Below are 18,133 nucleotides of genomic sequence, written 5' to 3' on the forward strand. Positions count from 1 at the left end.
GGCGGCGGCTGGGCGCCGCCGGGCGGCGGATAGTCGCCGGGCGGGGGATAGCCGGCCTGGCCAGGCGACCCGGACATTGGAGTCGTGGGTTCGTCGCCGGCGTCTGGGGGACGAGGTGGTTCAGTCATGAAAGTCACGGTAGGTCCCACCGGCAACGGCGCACCATAGCGACACCGGCGAGTGTCAACCCGCCGATCGGACCTTAGACACGGGTGGGGTCTTGATCATCGCGTCGGCGGGGGCCTCGACGTAGACTGGCACTCGCTACAGTCGAGTGCCAGAGCGTTCCTCGGGCGGCCGTGGCGCTGAAGGCTGACCTGCGACAGGAGGTGGGAAGGATGGGTCTCGACGACCGCAAGCTGGCCGTTCTCCGGGCAATCGTCGAGGACTACGTCGCCACCCAGGAGCCGGTCGGCAGCAAGGCGCTGGTCGAGCGGCACCAGCTCGGCGTCTCGCCGGCCACCGTCCGTAACGACATGGCCGTGCTGGAGGAGGAGGGCTACATCCGCCAGCCGCACACCAGCGCCGGCCGGGTGCCCACCGACCGCGGCTACCGGCTCTTCGTCGACCGGTTGAGCCGGGTCAAGCCGCTCAGCCCGGCCGAGCGGCGGGCGATCGAGCGCTTCCTGGCCGGCGCGGTCGACCTCGACGACGTGGTGCACCGCACCGTCCGGCTGCTGGCGCAGCTGACCCGCCAGGTCGCCGTGGTGCAGTACCCGAGCCTGGCCCGCTCCCGCGTGCGGCACCTGGAGCTGGTGCCGATCTCCACCACCCGGCTGATGCTGGTCATGATCGCCGACACCGGCCGGGTCGAGCAGCGGCTGGTCGAGCTGCCCGCGCCGGTCCCCGCCGACGACGTCATCGACCTGCGCCGGCTGGTCAACGAGAAGCTGGTCGGCAGCCGACTGTCGGACACCCCGCCGCTGGTACAGGCGCTCATCGACGAGTCCGTGCCGCACCTGCGTCCGGCCATGACGACGCTGTCCACCGTGCTGCTGGAGACCCTGGTCGAACGGCACGAGGAGCGGATCGCGCTGGCCGGCACCGCCAACCTCACCCGGGGTGGCTTGCTCGATTTCCACGGCTCGTTGCGCCCGATCCTCGAAGCGCTCGAGGAGGAGGTCGTCCTGCTCAAGCTCATCGGCGAGGTGGAGCCGAGCACACTGAGAGTGCGCATCGGCGACGAGAACGAGATCGACAACCTGCGGGCGGCTTCCGTGGTCAGCACCGGGTACGGCCCGGGGGCGACCATCGTCGGGGGGATGGGCGTGCTGGGACCGACACGGATGGACTACCCCGGAACCATCGCCACGGTGAGGGCCGTGGCACGCTACGTGGGCGAGCTGCTGGCCCAGAACTGACCAGTCAGGGCCGACGGCAGGCTGCCGCCGCCGACCGGCGTAACGCGAGACGAACACGAGGACACGGAACGCAGTGGCCAGGGACTACTACGGAATTCTCGGCGTGAGCCGAGGCGCCTCCGACGACGAGATCAAGCGCGCCTACCGCAAGCTGGCGCGGCAGTTCCACCCGGACGTCAATCCGGATCCGGAGGCACAGGAGAAGTTCAAGGACATCAACGCCGCGTACGAGGTCCTTTCGGACGACCGGAAACGGCAGATCGTCGACCTCGGCGGCGACCCGCTGGCGCCGGGTGGCGGTGGTGCGGGTGGCCCGGGTGGCCCCGGCGCCGGACCCTTCGTCGGCTTCCAGGACATCATGGACGCGTTCTTCGGCGGTGCCACCGGCGCCGGCCGGGGGCCGCGGCCGCGTACCCGGCCCGGCGCCGACGCCATCCTGCGGCTGGAGTTGGACCTGCAGGAGACCGCCTTCGGGGTCGAGGCGCCGATCACGGTCGACACGGCGGTGCTCTGCACCACCTGCTCCGGGGCCGGCACCGCGGCCGGCACCCACCTGGCCACCTGCGAGGCGTGCGGTGGTCGGGGCGAGGTGCAGTCCGTCCAGCGCACCTTCCTCGGCCAGGTGGTCTCCGCCCGGCCGTGCACGGTGTGTCAGGGCCACGGCACCACCATCCCGCAGCCCTGCCCGACCTGTGCCGGTGACGGCCGGGTCCGGACCCGGCGCTCGCTGACCGTCAAGATCCCGGCCGGGGTGGAGGACGGCATGCGCATCCGCCTCGCCCAGCAGGGCGAGGTCGGCCCGGGCGGCGGCACCGCCGGGGACCTCTACGTGGAGATCCACGAGCGGCCGCACGACGTCTTCTCCCGCAAGGGTGACGACCTGCACTGCCGGGTCACCGTGCCGATGACCGCCGCGGCGCTCGGCACCCGACTGACCATCAAGACGCTCGACAGCGAGGAGCCGGTCGACGTCAAGCCGGGCACCCAGCCGGGCAGCACGCTGCGGCTGCGTGCCCGGGGCGTACCGCACCTGCGCGGCACCGGCCGGGGCGACCTCTACGTCCACCTGGACGTGCGGACCCCGACCAAGCTCGACGTCGACCAGGAGCGGATGCTCCGCGAGTTCGCCAAGACCCGGGGCGAGGAGGTCGCCGAGCTGTCCAAGCAGGGCGGCTTCTTCTCCCGGATGCGCGACGCCTTCAACGGCCACGGCTGAGTTGTCCGCCCCGCTGTTCCTGGTCGAGTCGCTGCCCACCGCCGACTCGATGGTGCTCGACGGCCCCGAGGGTCACCACGCCGCCACCGTGCAGCGGCTGCGGGTGGGCGAGGAGCTGTTGCTCGCCGACGGTCGGGGCGGCACGGCCACCGCGGTGGTCACCGCCGTCGGCCGCGGCACCCTGGACCTCGACGTCACCGGCCGCGGGTACGTCGACGCGGCGAACCCCCGGCTGGTGGTGGTGCAGGGCATCGCCAAGGGCGACCGGGGCGAACTGGCTGTGCAGGCGATGACCGAGGTCGGGGTGGACGAGATCGTCCCGTGGGCGGCGGCCCGCTCGGTGGTGCAGTGGCGCGGTGACCGGGGCGTACGGGCCCGGGGCAAGTGGGTGGCGACCGCCCGGGAGGCGGCGAAGCAGGCCCGCCGCGCGTGGCTGCCGGTGGTGGCGGGCGCGCCGGACGAGTCCACCACCACGGTGGCCCGCCGGATCGCCGGGGCCGCCGCCGGGTACGTCCTGCATGAGGAGGCGACCGACCGGCTCACCACCGCCGAGCTGCCCGAGCGCGGCGAGATCGTGCTGGTGGTGGGGCCCGAGGGGGGCATCACCCCGGCCGAGCTGTCGGCCTTCCGCGAGGCGGGCGCCCGCCCGGTCCGCCTCGGCCCCACGGTGCTGCGTACCTCCACCGCCGGCGTGGCCGCCCTGGCGGTGCTCACCACCCGCCTGCTGCGCTGGTGACCGTCGCTACCGGGCGTCGGGTCAGGTACGCAGGTACGAAGCGCCGTTGAGGTCGACGATGGTGCCGGAGGCCCACTCCGCCTCGGGGCTGGCGAGCCAGTGCACGGCCGCCGCTATCTCCTCGGGCCGGGCCACCCGGTCGAACGGGCTCTGTGCCCGGATCGCGTCGCCACGCGGTGACTTCAGGTGCTCGTTGGTCATGTCCGTCTCCACGAAGCCGGGCGCGACCGTGGCCACCGCGATGCCGTACGGGGCCAGGGCCACCGCCAGCGACTGCGCCATCGAGTTGAGCCCGGCCTTGCTGGCGCCGTACGCCGGATTGGCCGGCTCGCCGCGGAACGCGCCCCGGGACGAGACGTTGACGATCCGCCCACCTCGGGTCCGCATGTGCTGGGCCGCGCACCAGGCGGCGTTGGCCGCCCCGAACAGGTTCGTGTCGAGGACCTCGCGCCAGCGCTGCCGCCACTGCTCGTAGCTGCTGCCGAAGACCGGGTGCGGCGGGTCGGCCGGGCCGAACACGCCGGCGTTGTTGACCAGTACGTCCAGCCCGCCGAGGTGCTCCGCGGCCTGGTCCACCATCGCCCGTACGGCGTCCGGGTCGGCCAGGTCGGCGCGGACCACGACGTGGCCGTCGCCCGGCAGCTCCGCCCGCAGCTTCTCGGCCAGCTCCGCCGAGTCGCGGTGGTGGATGGCCACCCGGTCGCCACCGGCCGCGAAGGCCCGGACCACCGCCCGCCCGATGCCGCGCGAGCCACCCGTCACCAGTACCGCCCGTCCCGTCATGCGGGCCATCCTGCCGCACCGGCGGGCAATGTTGAGAGGGGGCCCTTCCTATACCTGAGACGTCAATAGGGGGCCCTTCCTTACACTGCCCCGGTGAGCACTCCTGACTGCCTGTTCTGTCGCATCGTCGCCGGGGAGATCCCGGCCACCGTGGTCCGCGAGACCCCCACCACGCTCGCCTTCCGCGACATCAGTCCGAAGGCGCCGGTGCACGTGCTGGTCATCCCGAAGGAGCACTACGCGGACGTGGCCACCCTCGGCCAGGGCGACCCGGCGCTGGCCGGTGAGGTGCTGGCCACGGCCGCCGCGGTGGCCGAGGACGAGGGCCTGCTCGGCGACGGGTTCCGACTCATGTTCAACACCGGTGCGTACGGCGGCCAGGAGGTGTTCCACGCCCACGCGCACCTGCTGGGCGGGGCCCCGCTCGGCCCGATGCTGGCCCGGGACCTCGCGTGACCGTGGCCGCCGGCCGTACCGCCGCCGCCGGCCAGCTGGAACGGCTGGTGCGGCAGGTGCAGGTGCAGGCCCGGGTGCCGGCGGTCTCGGTGGCCGTGAACCGGGCCGACCGCCCGCTGTGGACGTGCACGGTCGGCGGCACCGGCAACGACACCGCGCTGGACGAGCAGACCCGGTTCCGGATCGGCTCGGTGACCAAGACCTTCACCGCCGTGCTGACCCTGCAGTGCCGGGACGACGGCCTGCTCGACCTCGACGACCCGGTGGACCGGCACCTCGACCTGCCGGCGCACGGCGAGCTGACCGTACGCCGGCTGCTGTCGCACACCGCCGGCCTGCAACGGGAGCCGTACGGCGACGTCTGGGACACGCTGCGCGCGCCGGACGCCGATCAACTGGTCGCCGAGCTGGCCCGGGCCGAGCGGGTGCTGCCGCCGGGCCGCCGTTACCACTACTCCAACCTGGGCATGGCGCTGCTCGGCCGGCTGGTCGGGCAGCTGCGCGGCGGGACCTGGGCCGAGGTGCTGACCGAGCAGGTGCTGACCCCGCTCGGGCTGACCGCCACCACGGTGACCCCGGGCCCACGGGCCGCGACCGGCTTCCTGGTCGACGCGTACTCCGACGAGGCGCACCCGGAACCGCCCACCGACTTCGGCGCGGTCGGACCCGCCGCGCAGTTGTGGAGCACGGCCGCCGACATGGCCCGGTGGGCCGCCTTCCTGGCCGACCCGGCGGCGCTGGACGCGGCCGGCCGGGTGCTCGACCCGGCCACCCTGGACGAGATGCGCTGGCCGGTGACGGTCACCGACGAGACGCTGTGGACCGGCGGCTTCGGCCTCGGGCTGATCCTGGTGCCGCAGGGGGACCGGGTGGTGCACGTCGGGCACGACGGCGCGATGCCCGGCTTCCTCGCCGGGGTGTACGGCCGGCGGGGCGGCGAGGGCACCCCGGCCGCGTTCGGCGCCGCCGTGCTGGGCTCCTCGGGCACCGCGGCGCAGCTGTTGGAGCTGCCGCACCGGCTGCTCGCCGCCGCGGTCGAGCACGACCCGGCCGACATCGACCCGTGGCGGCCCGGCGAGCCGGCCCCCGAGCCCGTACGCGGGCTGCTTGGCCGCTGGTGGGGCGAGGGTTTCGAGTACGTGTTCAGCTGGCACGACGGGGCCCTGCGGGCGCGCGGTGCCGGTGACCCGTCGGGGAAGCCGCCGGCGGTCTTCGCGCCGGTGCCGGACCAGCCGGACGTGTTCCGTACGGTCTCCGGCCGGGAGGCCGGCGAGCTGCTCCGGCTGACCCGGGACTCCGACGGTGTGGTGATCCGGATGCACTGGGCGACGTACCGGTTCACCCGGCACCAGGAGACCTTCGACCGGTACGACTTCCGCGCCTGACCCTTCACTGCTGCCCGTTTTGTCCAGTGGTGCGAGACCGTCCTGCCGGCGGAAATGGGCAGCGTGTCCGTGCCGTTGACCCGATACGATGGATGTAACGTCCGCACGCCGCGGCGACAGGCCCGGCGCTGAGATCGAGAGCAGGTGGCGCAGGGCCCCTCGGCCCGACCTATGACCGGCACCCCACCTCCCGGCCCGCCCCGGGTGCAGACCAGGATCACGGTCCCCGACTCGAAGATCATGGTCAACCTGCTCGGCGCGGGTGACGAGATCCTGCGACTGGTCGAGCGCTCGGTGAACAGCGACGTGCACGTGCGAGGCAACGAGATCACCATCACCGGCGCTCCCGCCGACAACGCCCTCGCCGAGCGGATCTTCAGCGAACTGCTCGAGCTCATCGAGAAAGGCGAGACCCTGACCACAGACGCCGTCCGGCGTACCGTCGGCATGCTCGAACAGGGCAGCACGGAGCGGCCCGCCGAGGTCCTGACGCTCAACATCCTCTCCCGGCGCGGGCGCACCATCCGTCCCAAGACGCTCGGGCAGAAGCGTTACGTCGACGCGATCGACGCGCACACCATCGTCTTCGGCATCGGCCCGGCCGGCACGGGCAAGACCTACCTCGCCATGGCGAAGGCGGTCCAGGCGTTGCAGGCCAAGCAGATCAACCGGATCATCCTGACCCGGCCGGCGGTCGAGGCGGGAGAGCGGCTGGGCTTCCTGCCCGGCACGCTGAACGAGAAGATCGACCCGTACCTGCGTCCGCTCTACGACGCGCTGCACGACATGCTCGACCCCGAGACGATCCCGAAGCTGATGGCGGCGGGCACGATCGAGGTCGCCCCGCTGGCGTACATGCGCGGCCGGACGCTCAACGACGCGTTCATCATCCTCGACGAGGCGCAGAACACCACGCCCGAGCAGATGAAGATGTTCCTCACCCGACTCGGTTTCGGTTCCAAGATCGTGGTCACCGGTGACGTCACCCAGGTGGACCTGCCGGGTGGCACGACCAGTGGCCTGCGCGTGGTCCGGGAGATCCTGGCCGGCGTCGAGGACGTGCACTTCGCGCAGCTGTCCAGCGCCGACGTGGTGCGGCACCGGCTGGTCGGGGCGATCGTCGACGCGTACGCCCGCTGGGATGCCGAGCGGGAGAACCAGCAGGCGCAGGGCGTGCACGCGGTGGCCGGGCGTAGTGCCCAGGGCAATCGCGCCGGCCGGCGCCGTTAGACCGGGGGAAGACAGTTGTCCATCGAGATCGCCAACGAGTCCGGCGTCGACGTCGACACCGACGCCGTGCTCGCCGTCGCCCGGCACGCGCTCGACGAGATGGGGGTCAACCCCCTCGCCGAGCTGTCCGTGCTGCTGGTCGACATCGACTACATGACCGAGCTGAACCATCGCTGGATGGGCGGCGACGGCCCGACCGACGTGCTCGCCTTCCCCATGGACGAGGGCAGCGTCGACCACGGGCCGGGCGAGAACGCCGCCGCCGGTGGCGAGCCGGCCCTGCTCGGTGACATCGTGCTCTGCCCGGAGGTGGCGGCGAAGCAGGCGGCGACCGCCGGGCACAGCGCCGCCGACGAGCTGCATCTGCTCACCGTGCACGGCGTCCTGCACCTGCTCGGCTACGACCACGCGGAGCCGGAGGAGGAGCGGGAGATGTTCGGGCTCCAGGCCCGGCTGCTGGCCAGCTGGCGGTCGACCCGGTCCCGGTGATGGACACTCCGCTGGCCGCGACCACCACCGGCCTACCCGACCTGCAACTGCTCGTCTTCGCCGCCGGGCTGGTGGTGCTCGCTGGCCTGATCGCGATGACCGAGGCCGCCCTGGCCGCGGTCTCCCCGGCGCGCGCCGCCGAGCTGGCCCGTGACGGTACGCGAGGCGCGCGCACCCTGCAGACCGTCGCCGGTGACGTGGTCCGGCACCTCAACCTGCTGCTGCTGCTCCGGTTGCTCGCCGAGCTGACCGCCACCACGCTGGTGGCGCTCGTCGCGGTGGACACCTTCGGTGCGGGCTGGTGGGCGGCCCTGGTCACCGCCGGTGCGATGACCGTGGTCAGCTTCGTCGTGGTCGGCGTCGGTCCGCGTACCCTCGGCCGGCAGCACGCGTACGTGGTGGGCCGGACGGCCGCGCCGCTGGTCCGCTGGCTGGGTCGGGTGCTCAACCCGCTGGCGTCGCTGCTGATCCTGATCGGCAACGCGGTCACCCCGGGCCGGGGCTTCCGGGAGGGGCCGTTCGCCACCCAGGTCGAGCTGCGCGAGCTGGTCGACCTCGCCGAGCAGCGGGGTGTGGTGGAGCACGGCGAACGGCAGATGATCCATTCGGTCTTCGCCCTCGGCGACACCATCGCCCGCGAGGTCATGGTGCCGCGTACCGAGATGGTGTGGATCGAGTCGGGCAAGACGCTGTCCCAGGCCCTGGCGCTGTTCATGCGCTCCGGTTTCTCCCGGATCCCGGTGATCGGCGAGAGCGTCGACGACGTGCTCGGCGTGCTCTACCTCAAGGATCTCGTCCGGCGCACCCAGGGCGGTGCCGCGGAGGACCGCCAGCTCCCGGTGGCCGAGTTGATGCGACCGGCGACGTTCGTGCCGGAGTCCAAGCCCGTCGACGACCTGCTGTCGGAGATGCAGGCCGCCCGCAACCACCTGGTCATCGTCGTCGACGAGTACGGTGGCACCGGCGGTCTGGTCACCATCGAGGACATCCTGGAGGAGATCGTCGGGGAGATCACCGACGAGTACGATGTCGAACGCCCGCCGGTCGAGCAGCTGCCCGACGGCGCGGTGCGGGTCGCCGCCCGATTGCCGGTGGAGGATCTCGGCGAGCTGTTCGACACCGAGCTGCCGCACGACGAGGTGGAGACCGTGGGCGGTCTGCTCGCGCAGTCCCTGGGGCGGGTGCCGATCCCGGGTGCCCAGGTCGAGGTGGCCGGGTTGCGGCTGCTCGCCGAGGGCACCACCGGCCGGCGCAACCGGATCGACACCGTACTGGTGCGCCGGGTGGAACCGACCGACTCGCAGGACAGCCCGGGTGGCACGCCGACCGCCGCCCGGGGCGACACCGACCGATCCGAGGAGAGGCAACCCGCCGATGCCTGAGTCACCCGCCGTACCGGCCGCCCGGCCCAGCTCCGAGCTGAGTGCCGAGGACGGCAAGCTGGTCATCCTCGCCCGGGGAGCCCGGGGCAGGGTGGGCGCCGTGGAGGGCGCCGCGGTTCGGGACCAGGACGGTCGTACGTACGCGGCGGCCAGCGTGTCGCTGCCCTCGTTGACGATCACCGCGCTCCAGCTGGCGGTCGCCTCGGCGGCCGCGGCGGGCGCCACCCGGCTGGAGGCCGCCGCGGTGGTCACCGAAGCGTCCACCCTGGACGGTGCCGGGTACGCGGCCGTACGCGACCTGGCCGCCGACGCGCCGGTGCACGTCGCCGCGCCGGACGGCACAGTGCTCGGCACGGTGGCGTCGTGAGTGACCTGGGGCAGCGCCCGTACCGGGCCGGTTTCGCCTGTTTCGTCGGTCGACCCAACGCCGGCAAGTCCACGCTGACCAACGCGATCGTCGGGCAGAAGATCGCCATCACGTCGAACAAGCCGCAGACCACCCGGCACATCATCCGGGCGGTGCTGCACCGGCCGGATTCGCAGCTGGTGCTGGTCGACACGCCCGGCCTGCACCGTCCGCGTACGCTGCTCGGCGAGCGGCTCAACGACCTGGTCCGGCAGACCTGGAGCGAGGTCGACGTGATCGGCCTGTGCATCCCCGCCGACGAGCCGATCGGCCGCGGCGACCGGTTCATCACCGGGGAGCTGGCCGAGCTGAAGGCGACCGTGCTGGCGGTGGTCACCAAGACCGACCTGGTCGACCGGAAGCGGCTGGCCGAGCAGTTGCTCGCCGTCAGCGAGCTGGGCGAGTTCGCCGAGGTGGTCCCGGTCAGCGCGGTCTCCGGGCACCAGGTGGACACCCTGGTCGAGGTGATGACCGGCTACCTGCCGGAGTCCCCGCAGCTGTACCCGGACGACATGCTCACCGACGACCCGGAGCAGGTGCTGGTCGCGGAGCTGATCCGGGAGGCGGCGCTGGAGGGGGTGCGGGACGAGCTGCCGCACTCCATCGCGGTCGTGGTGGAGGAGATGATCCCCGAGGGTCAGCTCACGAAGATCTACGCCGATGTGTACGTGGAGCGGCCCAGCCAGAAGGCGATCGTCATCGGGCACCGGGGCAGCCGGCTCAAGGCGGTCGGCACCACCGCCCGACGGCAGATCGAGGAGCTGCTGGGCACTCGGATCTACCTCGATCTGCACGTACGGGTGGCCAAGGACTGGCAGCGCGACCCGAAGCAGCTGCGCAAGCTCGGCTTCTGAACGGGGTCGGCCCGGGCTGCCGGACCAAGCCGCCGAATCCGGACGCTCGGCGCCTGATCGCCTGATCGGTACCGGTCAGGCATATGGGAAGTTTCACTATCCCGGTGGGTAGCTGGCCGTTTCACCGGCGTGCCCCGGAGGGTAGGGAGGGTACCGCCCCCTGCCCCCGGACACAGATGCAGGCTGATGCGAAACAGATACCTGGACCTGCTGCGCTTCCTGGCTATCGTGCGGGTCGTCGTCTACCACGTCACCGGCTGGGCCTCGCTGACATTGCTGTTCCCGGCGATGTCGGTGATGTTCGCCCTCGCCGGGTCGCTGATGGCGACGTCCCTGCACCGGTCCGGGCCCACGGCGGTCGGCCGGCGGCTACGGCGGCTGCTGCCGTCACTGTGGGTGCTGGCCGCGGTCTTCGTGCCGGCGATGCTGCTCACCGGGCTGCCACTGACCCCCAAGGTGCTGCTCTGGCTCTTCCCGGTGTCCGACCCGCCGGCGAACTACTGGGGTGCGCTGGCGCTGAGCCCGATCTGGTATCTGCGGGACTACCTCTGGTTCGTGCTGGCGTCCCCGGTGGCCCTCTGGCTGTTCCGGCGGTTCCCGCTGCCCACCCTGCTCGCCCCGTACTGCCTGCTGCTGGCGATCGAGCTGGGCATCTACCCGAACGCACCCGGTGTGCTGCGAGAGTTCGGCCTCTACTTCGGCGCGTGGCTGCTGGGCTTCGCCCATCAGGCCGGGATGCTGCGCCGCCTGGCCAACCGGGTCCTGGTGCCGATCGTGCTGGTCCTCGCGGCGATCGGCGGTGCCTGGATCCTGGCCCATCCCGGCGCACGCGGCTACGACCTGAACGACAACCCGCTCGGTAACGCCCTCTGGTCGGCCGCGTTCATCCTGGTGGCGCTCGGTCGGGCCCCGTCGAGCGCGGACTGGGTGGACCGCAACGCGCTGTTCGGCCGCGCGGTCACCGTGTTGAACCGCCGGGCGCTGACCGTCTACCTGTGGCACATGGCGTTCGTGGTCGCGCTCACCCCGCTGGTGGACGTGGTCGGCTGGTCGCACCAGGACCCGCTGGGCCTGGCCATCCGGATCGCGCTGGTCTTCCTGCTGGTGGGCGTGGTGACCGCACTGGTCGGCTGGGTCGAGGACGTGGCGGCGCAGCGCCCGCCCGAGCTGATCCCCGGCGGACGCCTCCCGTCGTCCCCGGCCGCCCGCCCGAGGGCGTCGTCGACCCGTCAGGAGGCGTCGGCCACCCGGCCGACGGCGTCCACCTCGCGGCCGGATCCGCCCGCGACCTCGGCCGAGCTGCCGGTGGGGGCCGGCCGGTCCGCCGGTCCGTCGGCCGGTCGGGCACCCGAGCGTCGCGAGGACGCCGTACCGGGTCAGCGCGGCCGGGGCGGCGGAGTCAGCGCGAGGTGACGGTGATGCTGCCGCTGCTGGTGCCGACGTCGATCACGAGCGCGGCGGACGGATCATGCTGCACACCCATCTCGATCAGACCGGAGCCGGCCCTGGAATGCACCTGGTACGCGCCGGCCGGCACGGTCAGGTCGACGTCGCCGCTCGACGCGTGCACCCGGGCGGAGGCGGGCCGGTCCAGCTCGACGGTGACGTTGCCCGACCGGGTCTGCGTGTCCGTCTCGCCGCCGAGCCGGGTCGCGGTGATGTCGCCGGACCCGGCCCGGAGCACGACGGGGGTGGGCACGTCGTACACCTCGATGTTGCCGGAGTTGGTCTCCACCCGGACCGGCCCGGCGGCACTGGCCACCCGGATGTCGCCCGAACCCACCTTGACGTCCACCTGGCCGACCCGGCTCAGGTCGATGTTGCCGGAGCCGGTCTCGCCCTGGACGCTGACCCCCTCGCCGGTGATGATCTCGTACGAGACGCTGCACCGGTTGCCGCACGAGGTGTCCAGCACCAGTTCCGCGCCCTTGATCTCGTACGTCGGCCCCGGCTGGCCGCCCTGGTAGCGCACCACCCGCTTGACCCGTACGCCGTCCGCGCCGCCGTCGGCCCGGACGACCACGTCGCCGGAGCCGGGCAGCACCCGGATCGAGGTGATCCGGGCGGATTCGGTGGTGTCGTAGTCGAGCCGGCTGAAGGAGAGGTTGTCACACCCGGCGAGGACGATCAGGGTGGCAGCCGCGGCGATCGCCATGCTGGTCCGGCGCGTAGCGGTGGTCCGGTGCAGAGCCATGCCGAGCACGCTACGACCGATGCCGACGAATGCGCATCCGGGTTCGCCGGCACCGTGACCCGGAGCAGACCCTGAAATCCGACCCGGGGTGAGACCTGACTTCCGGCCGGGAGGGAGAATGAGGCGATGGCCGGGTACCGCCGACAGCTCTACCGCGACGACGCGGTGGTGCTGCGCGTACAGAAACTCGGCGAGTCGGACCGGATCATCACCCTGCTCACCCGGCGGCACGGCCGGCTGCGCGCGGTCGCCCGGGGGGTACGCCGGACCACCTCCAAGTTCGGTGCCCGGCTGGAGCCGTTCGGCCACGTCGACCTCCAGCTCGCCGGCGACCCCAAGGGTGAGCTGGGCAGTTCGCTGCACAGCGTCAGCCAGGTCGAGGGGATCGACCTGTACGGCAAGCGGTTCCTCGGCGACTACCCCCGCTACACCGCGGCCAGCGCGATCGCCGAGACCGCCGAACGGCTCACCCCGGTGGAGCGGGAGCCGTCGCTGCGGCTGTTCCAGCTCACCCTGGGGGCGATGCGGGCCCTCGCCGAGGGCGGCCACGCCACCACCCTGGTGCTCGACGCGTACCTGCTGCGCGGCATGGCCCTGGCCGGCTGGGCGCCGGCGCTGACCGCCTGCGCGGTCTGCGGCACCCCCGGGCAGCACCGGGCCTTCTCCGTACCGGCCGGCGGCGCGGTCTGCCCGGACTGCCGGCCACCCGGCGCCGCCCACCCCGCCCCGGCCACCATCGACCTGATGTCGGCGCTGGTCACCGGCGACTGGCGGATCGCCGACGCGGCTGAGAACGGGGTACGCCGGGAGTGCAGCGGGCTGGTCGCGGCACACCTGCAGTGGCACCTGGAGCGCGCGCTACGCTCGCTGCCGCTGGTCGACCGAGGTGGCCCGGCACCCGGCCCGGTCCCGCCGCCGCGCGGCGCGGCCGGCGAGGGCTGACGCCGTCCGGCGTCGCAGGATGTGAGCAGGGAGAACCGAGTGATCCGATCCACCAGGGCCGGCCGGCGTCAGCCGGTGCCGCCGACCCCGCACCCGTCGGGTGCCCGACCGCCGGCGCTGCCGTCGGGGGCGGTGCCCCAGCACGTCGCCGTGGTGATGGACGGCAACGGCCGGTGGGCCAAGGAGCGCGGGCTGCCCCGCACCAAGGGGCACGAGGCGGGGGAGTTCTCCCTCTTCGACACCGTCGAGGGCGCCATCGAGCTGGGCATTCCCTACCTGTCGGCGTACGCCTTCTCCACCGAGAACTGGCGGCGCTCGCCGGACGAGGTGCGGTTCCTGATGGGCTTCAACCGGGACGTCATCCGCCGCCGCCGGGACCAGCTGGTCGACCTCGGAGTGCGGGTGGTGTGGTCCGGCCGGGCCGGGCGGCTCTGGAAGAGCGTCATCTCGGAGTTGCAGACCGCCGAGGAGATGTCCCGGGGCAACTCGACGCTGACCCTGCAGTTCTGCGTCAACTACGGCGGGCAGGCGGAGATCGCCGACGCCGCCGCCGCGATCGCCCGGGACGTGGCCGCCGGCCGGCTCGACCCGGCGAAGGTCACCGAGAAGACCATCGGGCGCTACCTCTACCACCCCGAGGTGCCCGAGGTGGACCTGTTCCTGCGCCCCTCCGGCGAGCAGCGGACGTCGAACTTCCTGCTCTGGCAGAGCGCGTACGCCGAGCTGGTTTTCCTGGACACGCTCTGGCCCGACTTCGACCGCCGCCACCTGTGGTATGCCTGCGAGCTGTACGCCCAGCGGGACCGTCGCTTCGGTGGCGCGTTGCCCAACCCGGTGGCGCCGCCCACCTGACGCTTATCGCCCGGCCGGGCTGGGTATCACCTCTGGTACAGCCACTGACGGAGGTGAACCCACATGATCCGCAAGCGTGTTGCCCAGTGGGCGGTGATGGCCGTGGCGATTCCGTTGGCGGCAGCCGGTGCCCGCCGGCTCAGCCATTCACTGGAGGCACGGCGCGGCCCGTCCCGGGCCAGCCGCATGCTCACCCGCGGCGCCGACCTGATCCGTCCCGACCAGACCCGCCGCCGCCGTTTCTTCTAACCCGCTGCCCTCCTCCTGACCCCGCTTCCCGCCGACCCCACGACGCGCCCTGCCGCCAACGGCAGGGCGCGTCGCATCGGCGGAGCGGGGTGGGTCAGGCGTTGGTCTCGGGGCGGTCGGGGGTGGCCCAGAGGGTGTGGAAGGAACCGTCGCGGTCGGTGCGACGGTAGGTGTGCGCGCCGAAGTTGTCGCGCAGGCCCTGGATGAGGGCGGCGGGCAGGCGCTCCGCGCGCAGCGCGTCGAAGTACGCCAGGGACGAGGCGAAGGCGGGCGCCGGGACGCCGGCCCGGGCCGCCTCGGCCACCACCCGCCGCCAGCTCGGCACGCCGTCGCGCACGGTGTCGGCGAACCACGGCGCCACCAGCAGGGTGGGCAACTCCGGCTGGTCGTCGTACGCCTGCCGGATGCGGTCCAGGAAGCGGGCCCGGATGATGCAGCCGCCCCGCCAGATGGTCGCCGTACCACCCAGGTCGATGCCCCAGTCGTACTCGGCGCTGCCCGCGCGGATCTGGTCGAAGCCCTGGGCGTACGCGACAATCTTGGAGGCCAGCAGCGCGCGCCGTACGTCCTCGATGAACGTCTCGCGGTCACTGACCTGCCACTTCTCCCCGGCGCCCGGGAAGGCCCGCGCCGCGGCCTCGCGCTGGTCGACGTGCCCGGACAGTGACCGGGCGAAGGTCGCCTCGGCGATTCCGGTGATCGGCACGCCGAGGTCGAGCGCGCTCTGCACGGTCCACCGGCCGGTGCCCTTCTGCTCGGCCCGGTCCTGCACCACGTCCACGAACGCCCGCCCGGTGGCGGCGTCGGTGTGCGCCAGCACGTCGGCCGTGATCTCGATCAGGAAGGACTCCAACTCGCCGGAGTTCCACTCCCGGAAGATCTCCGCGATCTCCGCCGGCTCCGCACCCAGCCCGGCCCGCAACAGGTCGTACGCCTCGGCGATGAGCTGCATGTCGGCGTACTCGATGCCGTTGTGGACCATCTTCACGAAGTGCCCGGCACCGTCCGGCCCGATGTGCTGGCAGCAGGCTACGCCGTCGATCTGCGCGGCGATCTTCTCGAAGATCGGGCCAAGCTTGCGGTACGACTCGGCGGAGCCGCCCGGCATGATGCTCGGCCCCCACAGCGCGCCCTCCTCGCCGCCGGATACGCCGGTGCCGACGAAGTGCAGGCCCTTGTCCCGCAACGCCTCCTCCCGACGGCGGGTGTCGGCGAAGTGCGCGTTGCCGCAGTCGATGATGATGTCGCCCGCTTCCAGCAGCGGCACCAACTCGTCGATCACCGCGTCGGTGGGTCCCCCCGCCTTCACCATGATGATCACCGCGCGGGGACGCTCCAGCGCGGCGACGAAGTCCGCGAGGGACTCCGCCGGAACGAAGGTGCCTTCGTCGCCGTGCTCCGCCACCAGCGACCGGGTTCGCTCCGGCGAGCGGTTGTGCACCGCCACGGTGAACCCGTTGCGGGCCAGGTTGCGGGCCAGGTTCCGGCCCATCACCGCCAGCCCGGTCACACCGATCTGCGCCGTAGCCCGATCCGCCATCCTCGTCGCCACCTTCCGCCGTCGACCTGTAGTGCTGCGACGGTATCGCGGGCGGCGGCGATTCGCGCCGTCCGTCCCACGGCTGGTCACCGCCACGTCGCGCAGCGCACAGCCCGCACTGCTCCAGCGCCCGTCGGTGCCCGGCGCGGCGTGCGTCTGAACGTCCGGCACGATGCCGGTCGGCGTCCGGCGCGGCATGCGTGCGCGAGGCGCGGCGTGCGTCTGCGTCCGGGGTGGCATGCGTGCGCCTGGCGCGGTGTGCGTGTGGGCGGCCGGCTCGGTGTGTCTGCCGGCGCTGGCCGGAATTCGGCTGCGCCTGACTTCGTCCGGGGGTAACGTGCGGGCATGCGCTACTGACGCCCACTTCATCGAGCCCGGTCCGCCGCCCACGTTGCCGCGGACCCGTCCGCTCCCGGGCGTCCGCGCGTGCCACCTGCCGTCGTGTCGACGGCGTCCTCCGTGGTCGCTCCGGGGCAGCCGTTCCGAATCCGTCCGACCGCCGTTCGATGCCGGCGGTCACCAGACGCGGCGGCTCTGCGGCCGTACGCCGCCATCCGCCGAGCGAGGAGGCCCCGATGCCTGCCAGCCGTAAGTCCAGGAAATCCCGCGCCACCAGCGTTCCCGATCTGACGCCGGCCGATCTCGCCAAAGCCACGGCGACCGACCAACCCGGGTCCCCGGTGGCGCCGACATCCCCGGTAGGGCTAACGCCGCCGGTGCCGCCGGTGGGGCTCTCCCCGTCCGTGTCGCCGGTCGGGCTGACGTCGCCGGTGGGGCAGCTCGCGTTGCCGGTTGACCGGGTGCCGGTCGAATCGGCCGCGCCGGTGCCGGATCGCGCTGCGGTGCCGGAGGAGCGGGTGGTTCCGCCGAAGGCCGGCCCGCCGCCGTCGAGGCGTGGCAAGGGGTTCAGCTCCGGCCGCCCACAGCGGGCCGGACAGGCTCGCCAGTACGCCTTCCGGCGCAGCTGACCGATCCTCCTAAGTGGATCGTGCTTCCGGTGGGTACATCTGTTGTCGTCCTGACGAGAACAGATGTACCCACCCTCTCCGTCGCCGGCAGCAGCGGCGCTGCCCGGTGCCGCGCGGGGTCGTATCGGTGTGCCGGCGGCTCAGCCGATGAGCGGGCGGAAGGTGCCGAGTACGACGCTGACCGCGAGCGCGGCGCCGGCCAGTGCCGTCGCGCCGACGACCAGCAGCCAGTCGGCCGGGCCGAACTGCTGACGACGGGCGAAGGTGCGGGGGACACCGGCGTCGAAACCACGTGCGTCCATCGCCACCGCCAGCCGGGTACCCCGCCGGATCGCCCCGACCAGCAGCGTGAAGGCGGTCGAGACGAACAGGCGCAGCCGGGCCACCGGATTCCGGCCCGCCTCCACGCCGCGCGCCCGGCGGGCCATGACGATCATTTCCCACTCCTGTCCGAGCAGCGGCACCAACCGGAACGCCGCCAGCGCGCCGATCGCGAACCGGGCCGGCGCCTTGGCGTTCTGCACCAGTGCGTCGGCCAGATCGGTGGGGTCGGTGGTGGCGAAGACGATCACCCCGGGCAGGGCCACCGCGAACAGCCGCAGCACCATGCCCAGCGCGGTGACCAGCACCGCTGAGGTCACCATGACCGGCCCCGCATCGAGGAGCACGCGTCCCGAGCGGTCGCCGGCGAAGAGCACCAGGGTGACCAGTACCCCTCCGGCGGCGGCCAGCAGTGGCCAGGCCCGGCGTACCAGCACCCGGGGATGCAGGCCGAACAGCGGCAGCACGGCCAGCTCCACGGCGATCGCGATGGCCGGCGCGACCGGATCCAGGGTGGCCATCAGCGGGAACGCGAACAGCAGCGCCGCCGCGAGCTTGGCCACCGGGTTGCGCCGGGCCAGCGGCGCGTCCGGTCGGGCGATCGGTTCCAGGCTGATCATCGTTGCTCCACTGCGGCACCCGCACCCGCATCGGACTCGGCGCCGACGGGTGCGCCCGGTGCGCTCGCGGCTGCGGTGCCGGCGGGTGCGTGCGGTAGGCCGCTCGGGGCTGTGGTGGCGACGGTTACGTCCGGTGCGGCGCTTGGGGC

At 72.7% G+C, this 18,133-nt stretch carries 19 protein-coding genes; 15 read left to right on the plus strand and 4 right to left on the minus strand.

The annotated features are described in order from the left end of the window. Positions 1–338: 338 nt before the first annotated feature. From hrcA to C1I95_RS21225, 3 genes are all read left to right on the plus strand, one after another. The gene (gene hrcA, locus C1I95_RS21215; RefSeq protein ID WP_111215845.1) at positions 339–1,361 is read left to right on the plus strand and encodes a heat-inducible transcriptional repressor HrcA; all 1,023 of its coding nucleotides are present in this window, start codon (positions 339–341) and stop codon (positions 1,359–1,361) included. 73 nt (positions 1,362–1,434) lie between these two features. Continuing rightward, positions 1,435–2,577, plus strand: coding sequence for a molecular chaperone DnaJ (dnaJ, locus tag C1I95_RS21220; RefSeq protein ID WP_111215848.1), 1,143 nt, complete (start codon positions 1,435–1,437; stop codon positions 2,575–2,577). A 1-nt stretch (position 2,578) separates the two neighbouring features. Then, on the plus strand, positions 2,579–3,313 hold the full coding sequence (locus tag C1I95_RS21225) for a 16S rRNA (uracil(1498)-N(3))-methyltransferase (RefSeq protein ID WP_111215850.1): 735 nt from the start codon (positions 2,579–2,581) through the stop codon (positions 3,311–3,313). 21 nt (positions 3,314–3,334) lie between these two features. Here C1I95_RS21225 and C1I95_RS21230 read toward each other — a convergent pair whose 3' ends face one another. Beyond that, positions 3,335–4,096 (minus strand): SDR family NAD(P)-dependent oxidoreductase, encoded by a 762-nt coding sequence (locus C1I95_RS21230; protein WP_111215881.1) that lies wholly within the window; start codon positions 4,094–4,096, stop codon positions 3,335–3,337. 93 nt (positions 4,097–4,189) lie between these two features. Here C1I95_RS21230 and C1I95_RS21235 point away from each other — a divergent pair, with 93 nt between their 5' ends. The 8 genes from C1I95_RS21235 to C1I95_RS21270 all read left to right on the plus strand — a co-directional run bounded on the left by C1I95_RS21235 (position 4,190) and on the right by C1I95_RS21270 (position 11,711). Beyond that, a complete protein-coding gene (locus C1I95_RS21235; RefSeq protein ID WP_111215852.1) occupies positions 4,190–4,552 on the plus strand; it encodes a histidine triad nucleotide-binding protein in 363 nt (120 codons plus the stop codon). After that, a complete protein-coding gene (locus C1I95_RS21240) occupies positions 4,549–5,937 on the plus strand; it encodes a serine hydrolase domain-containing protein (RefSeq protein ID WP_111215854.1) in 1,389 nt (462 codons plus the stop codon). The genes C1I95_RS21235 and C1I95_RS21240 overlap by 4 nt, the downstream gene beginning before the upstream one ends. A gap of 171 nt (positions 5,938–6,108) precedes the next feature. Beyond that, a complete protein-coding gene (locus C1I95_RS21245) occupies positions 6,109–7,167 on the plus strand; it encodes a PhoH family protein (RefSeq protein WP_111215857.1) in 1,059 nt (352 codons plus the stop codon). Between the two features lie 15 nt (positions 7,168–7,182). After that, positions 7,183–7,656 carry an rRNA maturation RNase YbeY gene (gene ybeY, locus C1I95_RS21250; RefSeq protein WP_111215859.1) on the plus strand — a complete coding sequence of 158 codons (474 nt, stop codon included), beginning with the start codon at positions 7,183–7,185 and terminating at the stop codon, positions 7,654–7,656. Further along, the gene (locus C1I95_RS21255) at positions 7,632–9,038 is read left to right on the plus strand and encodes a hemolysin family protein (RefSeq protein WP_111215861.1); all 1,407 of its coding nucleotides are present in this window, start codon (positions 7,632–7,634) and stop codon (positions 9,036–9,038) included. The genes ybeY and C1I95_RS21255 overlap by 25 nt, the downstream gene beginning before the upstream one ends. Continuing rightward, a complete protein-coding gene (locus C1I95_RS21260; protein WP_111215863.1) occupies positions 9,031–9,405 on the plus strand; it encodes a cytidine deaminase-like protein in 375 nt (124 codons plus the stop codon). Before C1I95_RS21255 ends, C1I95_RS21260 begins: the two co-directional genes overlap by 8 nt. Further along, the gene (gene era, locus C1I95_RS21265; RefSeq protein ID WP_111215866.1) at positions 9,402–10,298 is read left to right on the plus strand and encodes a GTPase Era; all 897 of its coding nucleotides are present in this window, start codon (positions 9,402–9,404) and stop codon (positions 10,296–10,298) included. Before C1I95_RS21260 ends, era begins: the two co-directional genes overlap by 4 nt. A gap of 186 nt (positions 10,299–10,484) precedes the next feature. Further along, positions 10,485–11,711 carry an acyltransferase family protein gene (locus C1I95_RS21270; RefSeq protein ID WP_233513786.1) on the plus strand — a complete coding sequence of 409 codons (1,227 nt, stop codon included), beginning with the start codon at positions 10,485–10,487 and terminating at the stop codon, positions 11,709–11,711. Here the strand turns inward: C1I95_RS21270 and C1I95_RS21275 are convergent. Further along, positions 11,698–12,492, minus strand: coding sequence for a DUF4097 family beta strand repeat-containing protein (locus C1I95_RS21275; RefSeq protein ID WP_111215885.1), 795 nt, complete (start codon positions 12,490–12,492; stop codon positions 11,698–11,700). The genes C1I95_RS21270 and C1I95_RS21275 overlap by 14 nt on opposite strands. A gap of 126 nt (positions 12,493–12,618) precedes the next feature. On the opposite strand from C1I95_RS21275, the gene recO reads away from it, so the two are divergent. The 3 genes from recO (at position 12,619) to C1I95_RS21290 (ending at position 14,535) form a co-directional block, all read left to right on the plus strand. Continuing rightward, entirely contained in the window at positions 12,619–13,434 is an 816-nt protein-coding gene (gene recO / locus C1I95_RS21280; RefSeq protein ID WP_111215869.1) for a DNA repair protein RecO, read from the plus strand. Positions 13,435–13,509: 75 nt separating this feature from the next. Beyond that, positions 13,510–14,286, plus strand: a complete 777-nt coding sequence (locus C1I95_RS21285) for an isoprenyl transferase (protein ID WP_199523844.1) — start codon at positions 13,510–13,512, stop codon at positions 14,284–14,286. Positions 14,287–14,349: 63 nt separating this feature from the next. Further along, positions 14,350–14,535, plus strand: a complete 186-nt coding sequence (locus C1I95_RS21290) for a hypothetical protein (protein ID WP_111215873.1) — start codon at positions 14,350–14,352, stop codon at positions 14,533–14,535. A 94-nt stretch (positions 14,536–14,629) separates the two neighbouring features. On the opposite strand, the gene gnd is transcribed toward C1I95_RS21290, so the two are convergent. Then, on the minus strand, positions 14,630–16,075 hold the full coding sequence (gene gnd / locus C1I95_RS21295; RefSeq protein ID WP_111215876.1) for an NADP-dependent phosphogluconate dehydrogenase: 1,446 nt from the start codon (positions 16,073–16,075) through the stop codon (positions 14,630–14,632). 575 nt (positions 16,076–16,650) lie between these two features. Between gnd and C1I95_RS21300 the strand changes: the two genes are divergently transcribed. Next, the gene (locus tag C1I95_RS21300; protein ID WP_111215887.1) at positions 16,651–17,043 is read left to right on the plus strand and encodes a hypothetical protein; all 393 of its coding nucleotides are present in this window, start codon (positions 16,651–16,653) and stop codon (positions 17,041–17,043) included. 140 nt (positions 17,044–17,183) lie between these two features. On the opposite strand, the gene C1I95_RS21305 is transcribed toward C1I95_RS21300, so the two are convergent. Then, complete coding sequence (locus C1I95_RS21305) at positions 17,184–17,984, minus strand: energy-coupling factor transporter transmembrane component T family protein (protein WP_111215878.1); 801 nt, start codon at positions 17,982–17,984, stop codon at positions 17,184–17,186. Between the last annotated feature and the right edge of the window lie 149 nt (positions 17,985–18,133).

Source organism: Micromonospora craterilacus (assembly GCF_003236315.1).
Taxonomy (GTDB): domain Bacteria; phylum Actinomycetota; class Actinomycetes; order Mycobacteriales; family Micromonosporaceae; genus Micromonospora; species Micromonospora craterilacus.

What these genes read in the sequence shown, in the direction of transcription:
- hrcA (WP_111215845.1), top strand. Translation starts at nt 339, where the DNA reads ATGGGTCTCGACGACCGCAAGCTGGCCGTTCTCCGGGCAATCGTCGAG.
- C1I95_RS21230 (WP_111215881.1), bottom strand. Translation starts at nt 4,096, where the DNA reads ATGACGGGACGGGCGGTACTGGTGACGGGTGGCTCGCGCGGCATCGGG.
- C1I95_RS21245 (WP_111215857.1), top strand. Translation starts at nt 6,109, where the DNA reads ATGACCGGCACCCCACCTCCCGGCCCGCCCCGGGTGCAGACCAGGATC.
- C1I95_RS21260 (WP_111215863.1), top strand. Translation starts at nt 9,031, where the DNA reads ATGCCTGAGTCACCCGCCGTACCGGCCGCCCGGCCCAGCTCCGAGCTG.
- C1I95_RS21270 (WP_233513786.1), top strand. Translation starts at nt 10,485, where the DNA reads ATGCGAAACAGATACCTGGACCTGCTGCGCTTCCTGGCTATCGTGCGG.
- C1I95_RS21275 (WP_111215885.1), bottom strand. Translation starts at nt 12,492, where the DNA reads ATGGCTCTGCACCGGACCACCGCTACGCGCCGGACCAGCATGGCGATC.
- recO (WP_111215869.1), top strand. Translation starts at nt 12,619, where the DNA reads ATGGCCGGGTACCGCCGACAGCTCTACCGCGACGACGCGGTGGTGCTG.
- C1I95_RS21290 (WP_111215873.1), top strand. Translation starts at nt 14,350, where the DNA reads ATGATCCGCAAGCGTGTTGCCCAGTGGGCGGTGATGGCCGTGGCGATT.
- gnd (WP_111215876.1), bottom strand. Translation starts at nt 16,075, where the DNA reads ATGGCGGATCGGGCTACGGCGCAGATCGGTGTGACCGGGCTGGCGGTG.
- C1I95_RS21300 (WP_111215887.1), top strand. Translation starts at nt 16,651, where the DNA reads ATGCCTGCCAGCCGTAAGTCCAGGAAATCCCGCGCCACCAGCGTTCCC.
- C1I95_RS21305 (WP_111215878.1), bottom strand. Translation starts at nt 17,984, where the DNA reads ATGATCAGCCTGGAACCGATCGCCCGACCGGACGCGCCGCTGGCCCGG.